13 protein-coding genes and 1 CRISPR repeat array are annotated in these 15,126 nt (G+C 40.2%); of the genes, 5 read left to right on the top strand and 8 right to left on the bottom strand.

Annotation, left to right across the window (positions count from 1 at the left end):
• Positions 1-94: 94 nt before the first annotated feature.
• The 5 genes from gltX to CTY48_RS05550 form a co-directional block, all read right to left on the bottom strand.
• On the bottom strand, positions 95-1,543 hold the full coding sequence (gene gltX / locus CTY48_RS05570) for a glutamate--tRNA ligase (protein ID WP_099467539.1): 1,449 nt from the start codon (positions 1,541-1,543) through the stop codon (positions 95-97).
• A gap of 102 nt (positions 1,544-1,645) precedes the next feature.
• Positions 1,646-2,656: a polysaccharide deacetylase family protein gene (locus tag CTY48_RS05565; RefSeq protein WP_099467538.1), complete on the bottom strand. Its 1,011-nt coding sequence runs from the start codon at positions 2,654-2,656 to the stop codon at positions 1,646-1,648.
• Positions 2,657-2,745: 89 nt separating this feature from the next.
• The gene (locus CTY48_RS05560) at positions 2,746-4,104 is read right to left on the bottom strand and encodes an MATE family efflux transporter (protein ID WP_099467537.1); all 1,359 of its coding nucleotides are present in this window, start codon (positions 4,102-4,104) and stop codon (positions 2,746-2,748) included.
• Between the two features lies 1 nt (position 4,105).
• Positions 4,106-4,615 carry a VanZ family protein gene (locus tag CTY48_RS05555; protein ID WP_236354773.1) on the bottom strand — a complete coding sequence of 170 codons (510 nt, stop codon included), beginning with the start codon at positions 4,613-4,615 and terminating at the stop codon, positions 4,106-4,108.
• A gap of 24 nt (positions 4,616-4,639) precedes the next feature.
• Positions 4,640-6,448 carry a glycerophosphodiester phosphodiesterase gene (locus tag CTY48_RS05550; RefSeq protein WP_099467536.1) on the bottom strand — a complete coding sequence of 603 codons (1,809 nt, stop codon included), beginning with the start codon at positions 6,446-6,448 and terminating at the stop codon, positions 4,640-4,642.
• 237 nt (positions 6,449-6,685) lie between these two features.
• On the opposite strand from CTY48_RS05550, the gene CTY48_RS05545 reads away from it, so the two are divergent.
• The 5 genes from CTY48_RS05545 to CTY48_RS05525 all read left to right on the top strand — a co-directional run bounded on the left by CTY48_RS05545 (position 6,686) and on the right by CTY48_RS05525 (position 9,633).
• Complete coding sequence (locus tag CTY48_RS05545; protein WP_328587817.1) at positions 6,686-6,859, top strand: spore coat associated protein CotJA; 174 nt, start codon at positions 6,686-6,688, stop codon at positions 6,857-6,859.
• Position 6,860: 1 nt separating this feature from the next.
• Positions 6,861-7,127, top strand: coding sequence for a spore coat protein CotJB (locus tag CTY48_RS05540; protein ID WP_236354769.1), 267 nt, complete (start codon positions 6,861-6,863; stop codon positions 7,125-7,127).
• A 3-nt stretch (positions 7,128-7,130) separates the two neighbouring features.
• Positions 7,131-7,736: a manganese catalase family protein gene (locus CTY48_RS05535; protein WP_099467535.1), complete on the top strand. Its 606-nt coding sequence runs from the start codon at positions 7,131-7,133 to the stop codon at positions 7,734-7,736.
• A 283-nt stretch (positions 7,737-8,019) separates the two neighbouring features.
• Positions 8,020-8,634 carry a DUF47 domain-containing protein gene (locus CTY48_RS05530; protein WP_180272649.1) on the top strand — a complete coding sequence of 205 codons (615 nt, stop codon included), beginning with the start codon at positions 8,020-8,022 and terminating at the stop codon, positions 8,632-8,634.
• A gap of 9 nt (positions 8,635-8,643) precedes the next feature.
• On the top strand, positions 8,644-9,633 hold the full coding sequence (locus CTY48_RS05525; RefSeq protein WP_099467533.1) for an inorganic phosphate transporter: 990 nt from the start codon (positions 8,644-8,646) through the stop codon (positions 9,631-9,633).
• A 120-nt stretch (positions 9,634-9,753) separates the two neighbouring features.
• Here CTY48_RS05525 and CTY48_RS05520 read toward each other — a convergent pair whose 3' ends face one another.
• The 3 genes from CTY48_RS05520 to CTY48_RS05510 all read right to left on the bottom strand — a co-directional run bounded on the left by CTY48_RS05520 (position 9,754) and on the right by CTY48_RS05510 (position 13,450).
• Positions 9,754-10,629, bottom strand: coding sequence for a DegV family protein (locus tag CTY48_RS05520; protein ID WP_099467532.1), 876 nt, complete (start codon positions 10,627-10,629; stop codon positions 9,754-9,756).
• A 150-nt stretch (positions 10,630-10,779) separates the two neighbouring features.
• Positions 10,780-12,204, bottom strand: coding sequence for a spore germination protein (locus CTY48_RS05515; protein WP_099467531.1), 1,425 nt, complete (start codon positions 12,202-12,204; stop codon positions 10,780-10,782).
• A gap of 286 nt (positions 12,205-12,490) precedes the next feature.
• Positions 12,491-13,450: a beta-ketoacyl-ACP synthase III gene (locus CTY48_RS05510; protein WP_099467530.1), complete on the bottom strand. Its 960-nt coding sequence runs from the start codon at positions 13,448-13,450 to the stop codon at positions 12,491-12,493.
• 289 nt (positions 13,451-13,739) lie between these two features.
• Positions 13,740-15,094: a CRISPR direct-repeat array (repeat unit 30 nt; unit sequence ATTTACATTCCACTATGGTTCTACTTCTAT).
• Positions 15,095-15,126: the final 32 nt, after the last annotated feature.

Here is a 15,126-nt window from a genome sequence, read left to right as displayed (position 1 = left end):
ACAAATATTTGCATTTTAATCCAAACCTAAAAGGAGACATTACACCACCGGCTCTCTGCCTGCCCTGTAACATCTCCTTATTTATACTCTATTATTAACTCAGCTTCTCAATTGCAGCCTTAATTCTTCGAATGGACTCTTCTTTTCCTATAATCTCCATAATCTCTGTTGCGCCTGCCGGTGTCATCTGCTTGCCGGAAACTGCTGTTCTGATTGGCCACATCACATAACCATTCTTATAACCCTTTTCCTCGACATATTTTGACAGTGTCGCATATAAAGCATCATTGCTGTAATCCTCTTGTGCCTCCAAAATAGGAAGCATGTCCTTTAAGACTTCAAGTGAGGTTTCTGCATTCGTCTTCATTTTCTTATGTGCGTACATTTCAATATCATATTCCGGCAAAGTCTCAAAGAAATCAACCAAGCCTGCAATGTCAGGAAATACCTCAATTCTGGTCTTTACCATTTCCGCGATTTTCTTTAAGTCAAAGTCCTTTGTCAGCGCTTCCTTCAAATAAGGCTCTGCAATCTCATAGAATTTATCAAAATCCATCGCCTTAATGTATTCGCCGTTCATCCATTTCAGCTTCACAATGTCAAATACCGCCGGTGCCTTGCTCATATGATGGTAATCGAATTTCTCAATCAGCTCCTGCAAAGAGAAAATCTCCTGATTGTCCTCCGGACTCCAGCCTAAGAGTGCCACAAAGTTTACAACTGCTTCAGTCAAAAAGCCCTGCTCGATCAAATCCTCGTAGGAAGAATGACCGCTTCTCTTGCTCAGCTTCTTATGCTCCTCGTTCGTAATCAGAGGACAATGTACGTATGTCGGAACCTCCCAGCCAAATGCGTCATACAAGCGATTATACTTCGGTGAGGAAGATAAATACTCATTTCCGCGAACTACATGGGTAATGCCCATCAGATGGTCGTCCACCACGTTTGCAAAATTGTAGGTTGGATAGCCGTCTGATTTAATCAAAATCATATCATCCAACTCTGCATTATCAACCGATATATCTCCGTAAATATCATCCACAAAAGTTGTCGTTCCCTCTGTCGGATTGTTCTGTCTGATTACATAAGAAATACCCGACGCCAGTTTTTCCTCAACCACTTCCTTGGAAAGAGATGCACAGTGCTTATCATAGACAACGATACGCTTTCCTGCCACTTCCTGCTCCAAGCTTTCCAGTCTCTCTTTATCGCAAAAGCAGTAATATGCCTCTCCTTTTTCTACCAGTTCCTTGGCATATTTCAGGTATAAGCCCTGCTCCTGTCTCTCACTCTGCACATAAGGACCTACTCCGCCGTCCTTGTCAGGACCTTCATCATGGACTAAGCCTGTCTTAGCCAATGTACGATAAATAATCTCCAATGCGCCCTCAACAAATCTCTCCTGATCCGTATCTTCTATTCTTAAAAGAAAGTCTCCGCCTTCATGCTTTGCAATTAAATATGCGTATAACGCTGTTCTCAAATTTCCGACATGCATTTTTCCTGTCGGACTTGGTGCAAATCTTGTTCTGATTTTTTTCATTTTATTAACTCTCCTGTTCACAAATAATTGAAAACCGGGCTCTTATACCCTAACGGCTATTATACACTTAATTTTTCCAATCAGCAATCCTATTTTTTCTAACTATTCATAAGGCTCAAATTCATATCCCTGTGCTCTAGCCGCGTCAATAAAATCTCCCAGCACCGATACATTCGTGGTGGAAACCGCGTGAAGAAGATAGATTGCACCCGGATGAAGTTTTTCTTTCATCGTTGAGAGTGCTTCTGTCTTATCCGGCTGAGCGTCCGTCAGCCAGTCCTTGTAGGCAAAGCTCCAGAATACAGAGGTGTATCCTAAATTATGCACAATGGCAAGTGACTGCTCGCTGAATGCTCCTGTCGGATAGCGGAATAAATTCATTGTATAGTCATAATTTTCAAGTACATAGTCATGTACCCCTGTCAGCTCATTTTGCTGGTCCTCAACTGTTGCCAGAGAAGGAAGTCCGTTGGACGGATGAGTTACACTGTGATTGCCGACAATATGTCCCTCATTAATCATACGCTTCACCAAGTCAGGATTTGTCTTTGCATAAGGAAGTGTCACAAAAAATACTGCCTTTACATTCTTTTCCTTCAAGGTATCTAAAATTTGTGCCGTATTTCCCGTTGGAGAGTTTGCTTCCGGATATTCGTAGCCCTCATCAAAGGTTAAGAAAATATTTTCAGAATCTGTCCGGATAAAATCAGCACTCAAATGTCCGTACTTGTCCTGATACATCGTAGAACCAACCGGTACGTTATTTTCATTCACATCTCCGCCCGGTCCCCAGCCCTTTGTCTCGGTATCGAGTCCGTCCAGAGAAATCTGCTCTACTTCCTTTGTCTCCTGACCGCTCGTTGTGTCAGAATTTTCTGCCTCGGTATTTTCCGTACCTGCTGCCTCGGTGTCTGCGTCCTCTTGTGTTCCTGTCACTTCGGCGTCCGTATCTTCCTGCTCGGTATTTACGGTATCTGCTGCTTCATCGTTTTGAACTGCATCCGCATTGCTCTCCACTGCCGCAACAGTCTCCTCTACCTTTGTATTCTTATCGGCACAGCCTGTCGCCAGTGCCGCCATTAATAATAAAACCAAGTATTTTTTCTTTTTCATGTTTTTCCTCTTTTTTGTTTATTTCACATGTTTTTGCATAAATTGACATATGTTACCTATTATCATAGCCGATACATTTTACATTCTGATTAACTTAGCATTACATTATCCTTAACTTTTCGCTCTGTCATCTTCTTCATTCGTATGTAGTAAACCGGAATAATTGGTATCAACGCACCTATCCATGCCGCCGGATCTGCAAAGCAAACGCCCACATATCCCAAAATCTTTGCCAGTGTAAAGGCAACAATCGCCCTTGCTATCAGTTCAAAAATACCGCCCATCATAGGGAACAAGCCGTCTCCCAAGCCTTGAAGCGTATTTCGGTAGATAAAGATTAACCCGAGTGCCGGGAAAAATCCTACTGTAATATTAAAATAGAGCTGTGCTGTCTTAATTACCTCAATCTCACTGCCAGACACAAACATTGCTACCGCGTAATGTCCGAAGAATATTAAGAACGCCGCCGCTATCACACTGTAACCCAGTGACATTTTAATACACTCATTCACACCTTTTTTAATACGGTCAATCTTTCCGGCTCCCGTATTTTGTCCGACGTAGGTTGCCATTGTGGCACCGAGTGACATAAACGGCTGGGTCACAACCTGCTGTGCCTTGGAAGCTGCCGTAAATGCCGCAATATAGACAATACCTAAACCGTTTAATGCCGCTTGTATGATAATTGTTCCAATCGCCGTTATGGAAAATTGGAGCGCCATCGGAATTCCGATTATCATTAGATTAACAGCACTTTTGCCTGAAAACGCCAAATCTTCTTTTTTAATCCGCAGTATCGGATATTTCTTCGAGATATAAACGAGACAGAGCACCGCGGACACGGCTTGCGCAATAACAGTTGCATAGCCTGCTCCTTCCACTCCCATCTTGCATACAATGATAAAGAAAAGGTCTAATACCACATTTACCACAGACGCAATCGCCAAAAACAGCAGCGGTGTCTTGCTGTCTCCGAGTGCTCTCAAAATAGCAGCAAGCATATTATAAAGCGTTGTTACACTGATGCCGGCAAAAATTATCCTAATAAATTTACTTGTATCCGCAAAAATATTTTCCGGCGTATTCATCAGGCGCAGCATCGGATCAATCCCAATCAATGTCACAATTGTCAAGAAAATTGCCATGATGATGCAAAGGTAGCCCGACATAACGGTAAAATGGCGCACTCTTTTTTCATCTCTGGCGCCAAAGCTCTGTGCAATAAGCACCGCAAAACCGCTTGTCATACCCATCACAACACCCAAAACAAGAAACATCAGTGAGCCCGTAGAGCCAACAGCGGCGAGTGCATCCACACCGATAAATCGTCCTACTATCATGGCATCTACAATATTATAAAATTGCTGAAATATGTTACCGATCAGCAACGGAATTGCAAATCTAAAAATCAGGCTCCTTGGATTGCCTGTTGTCATATCATTTGTCATTTTACTTTCTCCTCTTCACAACTCGTTTCCTTGGTCTAAATATCGTCATCCTGCCCGTCCAGCCGACGACTCGTACAATAATAACACCACATATGACACCGATGGAGTCAATCGCTACGTCCTTTGGAGACGCGACTCTTCCTGCCACAAAGGATTGATGATACTCATCCAGCATGGCGTAGGATACACAAAGTGTCCCTGTCAGTATCATAAGCCCGATTCCTCTCACCCCATATACATAGAGCGGAAAAGCAATCGCCACGGCAAGACATGCATACTCCGTCATATGTGCCGCTTTTCTGACGGGATAATTGATTCTTTCTTTATAGTAGCTGATTTCTTCACTGCCAAGGTTTAAATCAAGTACCTTGTCAGCAGTTACCACAATCTGCTCACTTACCTTATAGCTAAGCCCTGACGACACGGTTCCGCTATCCGCCGAAAACGAATAAATCATGTACATCATAAGCAGCGCCGGCAGAAACGAAAATGGTTTCAATAAATTTATCACTTCGTATCCTCCATCTGAGAAGTTCTATCTCGTTATAATTTTTAACAGTTCAATAAAGCCCGCCCCGTTTTCCTCGCTTGCATAAACCTCTCTTACGGTAACAGGTCTGTCCGTTATAATGTTATCCACATCCAGAAGCTTCATTCGCTCAATATCGCTTCTGGAGTTTACGGTCCACACATGAACTTCTTTACCTGCATCATGTGCCGCCGCAATTACCTTCTTGGAAGCGTAGGTATGTTTAATGCTTAAAAAGTCCGCATTGATTTTATTTTCAAAATTACCGAATGCCATCTTTAAAATATAGCCCGTTCTGATATCCGGGTTTATCTCCTTGACCTCGCTGAGCAGGGAATAGTCCATCGAAGTTATGACACAGTAATCATTTGCCTCATTCTCCTCAATCACCTTCAGAACATTGCTTACAATATTGTCATTGTGCCCATTGCTCTTTATTTCAATATTGAGATTTATTTTTCCTTTGCAGTACTGGATTACTTCCTCCAACGCCGGAACTTTTTCACCGGAAAACTTCCGACCGAACTTGCTGCCCGCATCCAGCATTTCCACCTCGTCAAACGTTACATCCCAAATATACCGATTATAGCCGGTTGTCCGCTTCAAGCTCGAATCGTGAAGAAGAACAACCACTCCGTCCTTCGTCTCCTGCACATCGATTTCCGCGTAGTCCGATTTCACTTCAATCGCTGCCATCAAGGCTGCCATTGTGTTTTCCGGCGCATACGCGGCACCTCCTCTGTGGGCGGTAATCTGCGTTGTCACGAGAACCTCCTGCGCAATCGTCGTACTTTTCTCGACCATTTTGTAGCTGTAAAAGCCCTCCACACACACAATGACCACGCTTATCACCAGCGTCACACGCTTTAACGTACCGCTTGACAGTGCCGTGTAATCATAAAGCTCCTTATTCTCATCGTGAAAGGCGTCAAAGCGGTACAGAGAATAAATGCTGTAGATAAATGCCATATTTCCCGCTATTCCCAAGATATTACTCAAAATTCCCGTGACGAGCTTAATCCAGTCACAGATAATAAGTAAGTTGGCAAGTGCCACATCATCTTTATAAAAAACGGATACAAGGAGTGCCGCTGCCACAATGGCAAGCGCATATATCACCAGAACAACCGCTGACAAAAAAACATTCCATTCAATCAGATAGAGGAAGGACTTTTTCGCCTTCTTTCTCACTATTTTGAAGCTGTTAGTAAAAGCATATTTTGCATCCTTCTCCCCAAGTACCACAAATGGCATGATAAAAGCAGAAAGCAAGCTTACGGCAAGAATAGCAAAAAGAATCAGATACAGCACCTCTTTGTAACGGAAGCTCTCATAAATATACTGTGCCAAATAATTCAGTATTTTTACATTTGCAACCTCCTGCACAATAAAGTGAAGGCAAATAAAAGGCAATACAAATAGAGCGGGAATAAAATTTAGAATACTTCCCTCTTTTAATATTTTCCCTGTCTTGAAAATGCCAACCAAAAATATATGATACGCTTTTAACTTGACGTTATGGTTTACCGCCCTATAATTTTCTAAGAGACAAATGATTTCAAATCCAATCATTAACAAGATAATCAGAGCATTTGCAACAATTAAAACAATTGAAATGGGCTTTCCAATAAAATCTATTATATTTTCTACGGTGATATAGCTGTATCCGGCTTTTTTTAAAGCAAAATCGATGCTTGAGGAGTAAAAATTATAAATGATTAGAATAGAAGCGGCATGATAGCACAATAAAAACACGAATAATTCTATAAAATTAGCTTTTATTATTTTCCATGTGTTTTTTACAATAAATAACATATTATATTCTCACAGCTTTATAGGATTTTTCTCTCTTCCTATATTCTATCATTTTTTTTGCGATAGTCAATTTTATTTCTTCATTTCTCTCATCTTTTATTAACCATTTTTTAATCACCACATAAAATAAGACTAAATAAACAAATAAGGAGTTTTATTTTGGATAACAATAATAGACAGTCATGTCTAAACCCTAGAACCGCAAACCCGTCCTGTGGCTGCGGATACAGACAAAAAATGAGCCCCTCCACCGTTATGCCCACGCGTGATTGTTTGGAGAATCTTGCAGTAGGCATGTGCTACGTTCCTTGGCAGCACTGGGATAAAATATATGATTTAGAAAAGGGACTGGAAGTTGGCACTATTTTCCCAGAGTTGAACAAACCTTTCTTAGGAAGTAGGTGTTGCTAAGATGAACAATATGACAAATGTAGATAGAAGAAGCTTAATGCACAAAATAAGTATGGTGAGCTTTGGAATTGTGGAGGCTACCCTATATTTGGATACCCACCCAATGGATGAAACTGCGCTAAAATACATCAACGAACTAATTCCGGTTAGGCAGAGTTTACTTGAAAAACATTCCCAGTGCTTTGGCCCTTTGACCATCGACAGTGTTCTTCCGTCGCAAAAATGGGAGTGGGCTTGCAATCCAATGCCTTGGGAAGGAGGTTATTAATAAATGTGGAATTATGAGAAACGATTGCAGTACCCCGTAAACATCACAAAGACAAACGCAAAGCTGGCACAGATTATCATTACCCAATTTGGCGGTCCTGACGGAGAATTAGCTGCCTCCCAGCGATATCTCTCCCAGCGGTACACAATGCCTTATAACAATGTAAGCGGATTGCTTACAGATATTGGAACAGAGGAAATGGCACATATGGAAATGATTTGTGCAATTGTTTATCAGCTTACAAAGGACTTAACCATTGACGAAATTAAAGCGAGCGGTTTTGACAAATATTATGTCGATCATACTCTCGGCCTTTACCCGCAGTCTGCCGGCGGAAATCCTTTCACGGTTACCTATTTCCAGTCAAAAGGAGATCCGATTACCGATTTGGTGGAGGATATGGCAGCCGAGCAAAAAGCCAGAAGCACCTATGATAACATTTTAAGGCTGATACATGACCCGGAAGTCTGTGACCCGATTCGTTTCTTACGTGAAAGAGAAATCGTTCACTTTCAACGTTTCGGCGAAGGTCTTCGGATTGTTCAGGAGCATCTTGACTCTAAAAACTTCTATGCCTTTAACCCAGCCTTTGATACGTGTAAGAAATAGTTTGCTTTATCAAAAGAGTGTTCCGTCTTGGGGGCACTCTTTTTTGAGGTGATAAGAAATTGAGCTCATATTTTCTTGTAATTTTTCAGATTTTTTCCAAATTTTTCTTACAAAAACATAACATAAATTTTACATAACTACGATTGAATTAATTTTTATTTTATGATAAAATTAATCGGGTGTCTTTTGCCTAATTGTCTAAAAAACACATATAAAAAGAACAACAAATACGTCCGCACGCTATTGTTACATAGCTCCGGATACGATGAAACTGGAGGAAAAAATGAAACGCAAACCAGATAAACTTTTAACATTACTACTTGAGATTGCACAGAACATGAAAGAGTGCGGCGCTACATTTAGTAAATACGAATTTCGTTCACTAACTGATTTAAAAGTTTTTGCTGAAAAAATTAAGGACTTTGAGAAAAAGGGTGACACCCTTGTTCACGAGACAATTGTTGAATTAAATCATGCTTTTATCACGCAGATTGAGCATGAGGATATCTTGTTACTTGCTGAAAAAATGGATGATATTGTCGATGAGCTGGAAGAGGTTGTTGTTTACTTCTACATGTATGGTCTGACAGAGGCTGACGAATACATGGAGGAATTCAGAAAATATATCGGTTCCTGTACCGAGGAGCTATATCACGCAATTGACCTTCTGGTATCTAAGCAGTTCAAAAACATCAAAGAACATACTGTAAATGTAAAATCTTACGAGGAAATCTGTGATACGACAGAGCGTAAGGCTATCCGTAAATTATTCAAAAAGTATAGTGATCCGATTAAAATCATTCAATACAAGGATATTTATGAAATGCTTGAAAGTTCAGTAGATGCCTGTCAGTTAGTTGCGAAATCTCTGGATACAATCGTTATGAAAAACATATAGGAGGATAACATGGTTGCTATTATATTAATTGTTCTCCTCGCATTAACCTTTGACTTTATCAATGGTTTTCATGATACCGCCAATGCGATAGCAACAGCAGTTTCAACAAAGGCGATGGCATTAAAAAATGCTATTATCATGGCTGCTATTATGAATTTTCTAGGTGCAATTATTTCTACCGGCGTTGCAGAAACAATCGCTAAAGAAGTGGTTGACTTAGAGCTGATTGCAAACGGTACTACCGTTATGATTGCCGCGCTGATTACCGCAATTATGTGGAACCTGTTTACCTGGTATTTTGGTATCCCAAGCAGTTCTTCCCATGCATTGATTGGTTCTCTCGCAGGTGCTGCTTTAGCCGATGCAGGTGCTTCCGCAATCGAATTTGGCGGTCTTGGAAAAATCGTTGCATCACTTCTTGTTTCTCCAATCATTGCTCTCTCAGCCGGTTTTTTAATGTTTACATTATTTAAAAAGTTATTTAAAGGAGCAAACTTAGGAAAAGCAAACTTTGGTTTCCGCAGGTTCCAAATTGTTACCGCTGCCTTGCAGGCGTTTTCACACGGTACAAATGATGCGCAGAAATCAATGGGTATTATTACAATGGCTTTGGTAACCCATGGTTTCCAAAATGATATGACAATTCCTCACTGGGTACAGTTTGCTTGTGCACTTGCAATGGCACTCGGAACCTCAATCGGCGGATGGCGTATCATCAAAACGGTAGGTACTCAGATTATGAAATTAAAGCCGGTAAACGCTGTTGCTGCCGACCTCTCTTCCGCTTTGGTTATTCAGGTCGCAACACACTTTGGTCTTCCGGTAAGTACAACCCATGTTATCTCTTCTTCCATTATGGGTGTCGGTGCAGCCTCTCGTATTAAAGGTGTTAAATGGAGTACCGCTCAGAGAATGGTTTATGCATGGTTTACTACTATTCCGGTTACGATTATTATTTCAGCGGGTATTTTCGCTGTTCTTAATCTTTTTATTCGCTAATATACATAGAAAATTCAAAGGAACTTCCTATGATACTGATACAAAAAACGGCAGTCATTCTTGCAAAAAATTGCTTGAATGACTGCCGTTTTTATCTTATAGGAAATTCCTTCTACTTTGTTATCTTGTCTCTCCCATGAAAAACAATGCCAGAATACCCGGCCCTGTGTGGGCGCCGATTACAGGTCCTACATAATCAATCACAAAAGCTTCTATTCCAAATCTTTCTTTTATTAAATCTGCCACAAACTGGGCATCCTCGGGAACATCGCCGTGACCGATGAACACACCGTCACGCCTGTTTTCCTCAATATAACTGCCAATCTGCTGTTCCATATTGTCAACCAGCGTAATCAAAGACTTCTTTCTTCCTCTCACCTTGCTAAGTGCAACCAGACGGCCTTCATTATCTACATGAAGAATCGGCTTTACATTAATCATGGTTCCGAGTACTGCCGCCGTCTTTGAAACACGTCCGCCGCGATACAGATGGAATAAATCAAGTGGTGTAAAATTATGGCACACATGTAATTTATTTTCCTCTATCCATTGCACGATTTCATCGATGGATTTTCCTGCATCCTTCATCAAGACAGCTTTATGTATCAAAAGCCCCTCTCCCATCGAGGCACAGAGCGAATCAATTACTTCAATTTTACAGTCCGGATGCTCCTCCAGCATCTCCTCCGCCGCAATTCTCGCACTGTTATAGCTTCCGCTGAGTGCTGAGGAAAATGCGATATGAAGTACATCATATCCCTCATCATAAAACTTTTGAAACACTTCCTTTGCCTGAGTCGGATTAACCTGCGAGGTCGTCGGCATTGATCCGTTTTTCATTTTATTATAAAATTCCTTAAACTCCAATCCATTGTCCTGCGTGTAGGTAATTCCTTCCAAAATATAAGACAAAGGTAATACCGTTATATTATGCTCTTTCATATAGTCTTTTGGTAAATCTGATGTTGTATCGGTTGTTATCACAAAATTACGCATAAACCATCCTCCTAACATGATGTCGTTCTCCGTCGCTTTTTTATTAAAGGAAACGATGAAACATATGAACCGACAACTGAAGGAGCTGTCGGTTTTCTAATAAGACTATATCATATTTTTCTATATATTTCTACTATTTTTCACGAATCCTTATCGAACACCTTTATCATTATGAGGAAGTCTCACTCGTATAAAGCGTTTGAGGAATTGTCTCGGATTAAATGGAAAAAGAGGATAGAGATAGCTTTTTCCGGCAATCGTCTTGTTAAACACAATCGCCAATATCGTGATAATCCATCCGATAATAAAGCCCCACACATTGAACACCGCCGTCAGTACCAATGTAATCATTCGCATAAACTTAAATGCATACGCAAGCTCAAAGTTTGGCTGAGAGTAGTTTGCAATCGCCACAAATGCCATATAAAGCATAACCTCTGAATTAAACCAGCCGGAGGATACACTCAAATCTCCCATAACTAATGCCGCCATAATGCTCAAAGGCGTGCTTAGCATAGTCGGCGTGTTGACTGCTGCAAGGTGAAGTCCGTCAATGGCAATTTCCAAAATAAAAAACTGGAAAATCAGCGGAACATTAACCGTTTCCTGTATCATAATAAAATGCAGCCAGTCCGGCACCAAAACTGAATTTTGCATGAGTAAAAGCCAAACCGGAGTCAAGGCTAGGCTGACAAAATTGACAAGAAACTTGGTTAATCTCAAATAACTTCCCGTAACGGGCGGAAAATAGTAATCATCCGCTTCCTCAATAATGTCAAACACAGAAGACGGCGTAATCATCGCGGATGGCGAATTGTCTACCAAAATCACAATATTTCCTTCTAAAATACAAGCTGCTGCCGTATCCGGTCGCTCCGAAAATTTGTATTTTGGAAATGGATTATACCAGCTATACTGATACAGACACTCCGCTAAACTCTGACTGTTCATCGTAAGTGAATCTACCTCAATATCCTCAATTCTTTTTCGAAGCTCATCCAAAAACTCATGGTCCACTCTGCTGTCCAAATAGGCAATTACCACCGTAGTCTTAGAGCTTTCCCCAACCATAAGCATTTCCATGACCAATTCAGGCGATCGTATTCTACGTCTAATCAACGCCGTATTCATTGCTACCGTCTCAACGAAGCCATCTCTTGAGCCCCTTAGCACCCTGTCCTTTTCCGGTTCCTCTACCCCTCGCATCGGATAGTTTCTGCAGTCCAGCAAAAAAGCCCTTGCATAGCCATCAATAAACAAAGCAGAAATTCCTGACAGAATTGAGGTAGTGATTTGCTCATAATCATCCGTTAAATTTACAGAACCGTAAGGTATATAGCGTTTGGAAAACTCATGCGCCTCCTCCGGCATATCTTCTTTTCTAATTCTGATAAAAATTTCCATCAGTTTTTCCATTGTGTGGTCATCCAGAAATCCGTCAATAAAATAGATGCAGACGTCTTTCCCCCCCACATACAAGGTGCGGTATTTTAAATCATAGTTTTTATCCACAAACAGTGTCTGATTTAGCTTGTTTATATTTAGTTGAAGCTCGCTGCTTATTTTTTCGTTCATCGCACTATATACCCTTCCTATCTTATAATTGGTATATATTGTTCCATATTTGGAATTATTTATGCGTATTTCACTTTATCATTTACAGCTTTCTATAAATTATTTGTAACTGTTCAGAGCCAAGCAAATTTGATGAAGATATGCGTAGAATGCTCGCATTCCTAAGCATACTCTTTATCAAATTTATTTGGCGGATACGTCACATCTCGAAAACACTACGTGTTTTCGAGATTGGCCCTGAACAGTTACAATTATTTATGCTATTTCCTAAAAGTCATGCTCTCTTTTACTCAATCAACGCGGCACCCCATGTGAGACCGCCGCCGAAGCCGGAAACAATTATTTTATCTCCTTTTTCAATCTGCCCGCTGCGATAAAGCTCATCCAAAAGGATTGGTATGCTTGCCGCCGATGTATTTCCATACTTATCTAAATTTACTGGGAATTTATCCTCCGGCTGCTTTAGGCGTTTTGCCACGGAGCTTATAATTCTTTTGTTTGCCTGATGGAGACAAAAATATTTAATATCAGTATAATCGCTATTTGTCTGCTCCATCAGCTGCTCGATACACTCAGGCACCTTCTTCACTGCAAATTTGAATACTTCCTGCCCTTCCATATAGATGGCCGTTTCCTCTTCCTCTTTCGCTGTAAACAGATTGTTTGCGTTTCTGCCTTTGCAGGTTAATACCTCGCCTCTGCTGCCGTCCGAACCTTGCACAAAAGTCATTTTTCCTGTTTTATCTTCTTCAAGTACAACTGCTCCTGCACCATCTCCAAACAGGATACAGGTTCCTCTATCGGTCCAGTCAATTACCTTTGATATGGTTTCCGCTCCGATAACCAATGCATGTTTACACATACCCGACTGAATATAGGCATAGGCACTGCTTAATGCATACAAAAATCCGGTACATGCCGCGTTTATATCGAAGCATACCGCATTTACAGCTCCAATCTCCTGTTGCACCATGCACGCTGTACTTGGCATATAGTTATCCGGTGTGAAGGTTGCTACTATGATTAAATCTACTTCCAGATTTGTAATCCCTGCATTTTCAAGGGCATTTTTCGCGGCATTTGCAGCTAATGAACTTGTCGTCTCTTCTCTTGCAATTCTTCGCTCTCTGATACCTGTTCTTTCACGAATCCACTCATCATTGGTATCAACAATGGTTGATAGAAAATCATTTGTCACGACATGTTCGGGGAGTGCCCTCCCGGTTCCTATGATTCTTGCTGCCATGTTTGGTGTTGCTCCTTTCGGTTTATGCGTTTATATGTTTATGTAGGTAGTAATTTCAATTTACTTTGATTATCAAACTATTTTTATAAGTATATTGCTTTATTTGGGTTTTGTCAAGGTGGGAGTGGGAAAATTTGTGGGGATGGGGGGATGCTAAGACGCTAAGTCAAAGGGAATTCGGCTAATATTACATTTTTTCACATGCTTAGCTTTTCTGTTTTATGAATTATATTTCATTAGGGTGTTATTTTATTATCTTTATTTTGTCATATACAGTATTTTTTTGATAAGGTACATTCCATTATGGTTTTACTTTTATTTCATCATTTATAATAAACATTTCAGATGATTTTTTGTTTGCATTCCACTATGGTTCTACTTCTATTTATGTCAGAATTAAGTATAGCTGCTACATGGATCATTTACATTCCACTATGGTTCTACTTCTATCAATTTACGTTAGAGATGCTAATAATGCATATATTTCATTTACATTCCACTATAGTTCTACTTCTATGCAACTAACACATTTAAGGCGCGGTCCGCTTTCTGTATTTACATTCCACTATGGTTCTACTTCTATAAGCATACGGATGCACATACGCAACGGCGTTGGTAAAATTTACATTCCACTATGGTTCTACTTCTATAAGACGCAGAAGGAAACTGAAAACAATACGCTTGTGAATTTACATTCCACTATGGTTCTACTTCTATGGACATAATTAGTGTCCTTGTTTTGCATCATCACAATTTACATTCCACTATGGTTCTACTTCTATGTTAAGGATAGCACAAAAGGAGGCATATTCACTCAAATTTACATTCCACTATGGTTCTACTTCTATAAAGCATTTGCAATTTTTTGCAGTTGTTCTATTTTATTTACATTCCACTATGGTTCTACTTCTATTAGGCCTGACGATGCCGAGGCGCATCTCTTACCCCTATATTTACATTCCACTATGGTTCTACTTCTATCCCTGCACCTTGAAGGTTTCACGCGACTCGTCAGTCATTTACATTCCACTATGGTTCTACTTCTATGATGAGGTTAATATTGCAATCAATAGCTATATTACCATTTACATTCCACTATGGTTCTACTTCTATGTTATCACTCATAATGGCTGCGTTTTTGGCTCCCATATTTACATTCCACTATGGTTCTACTTCTATAAAACAGGAGCTTTGAACAGTGTATCAGCGTGGCAATTTACATTCCACTATGGTTCTACTTCTATTACAAGCTGTCTTGTTACTAGTGCAATGCCGTTTCTAATTTACATTCCACTATGGTTCTACTTCTATTCTTTTACTGCTATACACATATCCATGAGCATATTGATTTACATTCCACTATGGTTCTACTTCTATAATCATACGATAAGGCAATTATTGTCGATGGAATAGCATTTACATTCCACTATGGTTCTACTTCTATTGCAGTAAGTCCATTGAATAACGAGATTGAAGTAAAATTTACATTCCACTATGGTTCTACTTCTATTTTAATACGCTCGTAACTCCTTTGGCTACGAATATATATTTACATTCCACTATGGTTCTACTTCTATTTTCGTTAAAATCAATGTAATTAACTTTTTCATATATATTTACATTCCACTATGGTTCTACTTCTATTCAGCCCCAGAATGCTTCCTTTCGGACCTTTT

Source organism: Konateibacter massiliensis (assembly GCF_900184995.1).
Taxonomy (GTDB): domain Bacteria; phylum Bacillota; class Clostridia; order Lachnospirales; family Lachnospiraceae; genus Lachnotalea; species Lachnotalea massiliensis.
This window is presented reverse-complemented; position numbering and strand designations above follow the sequence as displayed.

Coding starts and splice junctions, on each gene's coding strand:
- CTY48_RS05515 (WP_099467531.1), bottom strand. CDS start 12,204: ATGAACGAAAAAATAAGCAGCGAGCTTCAACTAAATATAAACAAGCTA.
- gltX (WP_099467539.1), bottom strand. CDS start 1,543: ATGAAAAAAATCAGAACAAGATTTGCACCAAGTCCGACAGGAAAAATG.
- CTY48_RS05560 (WP_099467537.1), bottom strand. CDS start 4,104: ATGACAAATGATATGACAACAGGCAATCCAAGGAGCCTGATTTTTAGA.
- CTY48_RS05535 (WP_099467535.1), top strand. CDS start 7,131: ATGTGGAATTATGAGAAACGATTGCAGTACCCCGTAAACATCACAAAG.
- CTY48_RS05525 (WP_099467533.1), top strand. CDS start 8,644: ATGGTTGCTATTATATTAATTGTTCTCCTCGCATTAACCTTTGACTTT.
- CTY48_RS05540 (WP_236354769.1), top strand. CDS start 6,861: ATGAACAATATGACAAATGTAGATAGAAGAAGCTTAATGCACAAAATA.
- CTY48_RS05545 (WP_328587817.1), top strand. CDS start 6,686: ATGAGCCCCTCCACCGTTATGCCCACGCGTGATTGTTTGGAGAATCTT.
- CTY48_RS05510 (WP_099467530.1), bottom strand. CDS start 13,450: ATGGCAGCAAGAATCATAGGAACCGGGAGGGCACTCCCCGAACATGTC.
- CTY48_RS05520 (WP_099467532.1), bottom strand. CDS start 10,629: ATGCGTAATTTTGTGATAACAACCGATACAACATCAGATTTACCAAAA.
- CTY48_RS05565 (WP_099467538.1), bottom strand. CDS start 2,656: ATGAAAAAGAAAAAATACTTGGTTTTATTATTAATGGCGGCACTGGCG.
- CTY48_RS05550 (WP_099467536.1), bottom strand. CDS start 6,448: ATGTTATTTATTGTAAAAAACACATGGAAAATAATAAAAGCTAATTTT.
- CTY48_RS05530 (WP_180272649.1), top strand. CDS start 8,020: ATGAAACGCAAACCAGATAAACTTTTAACATTACTACTTGAGATTGCA.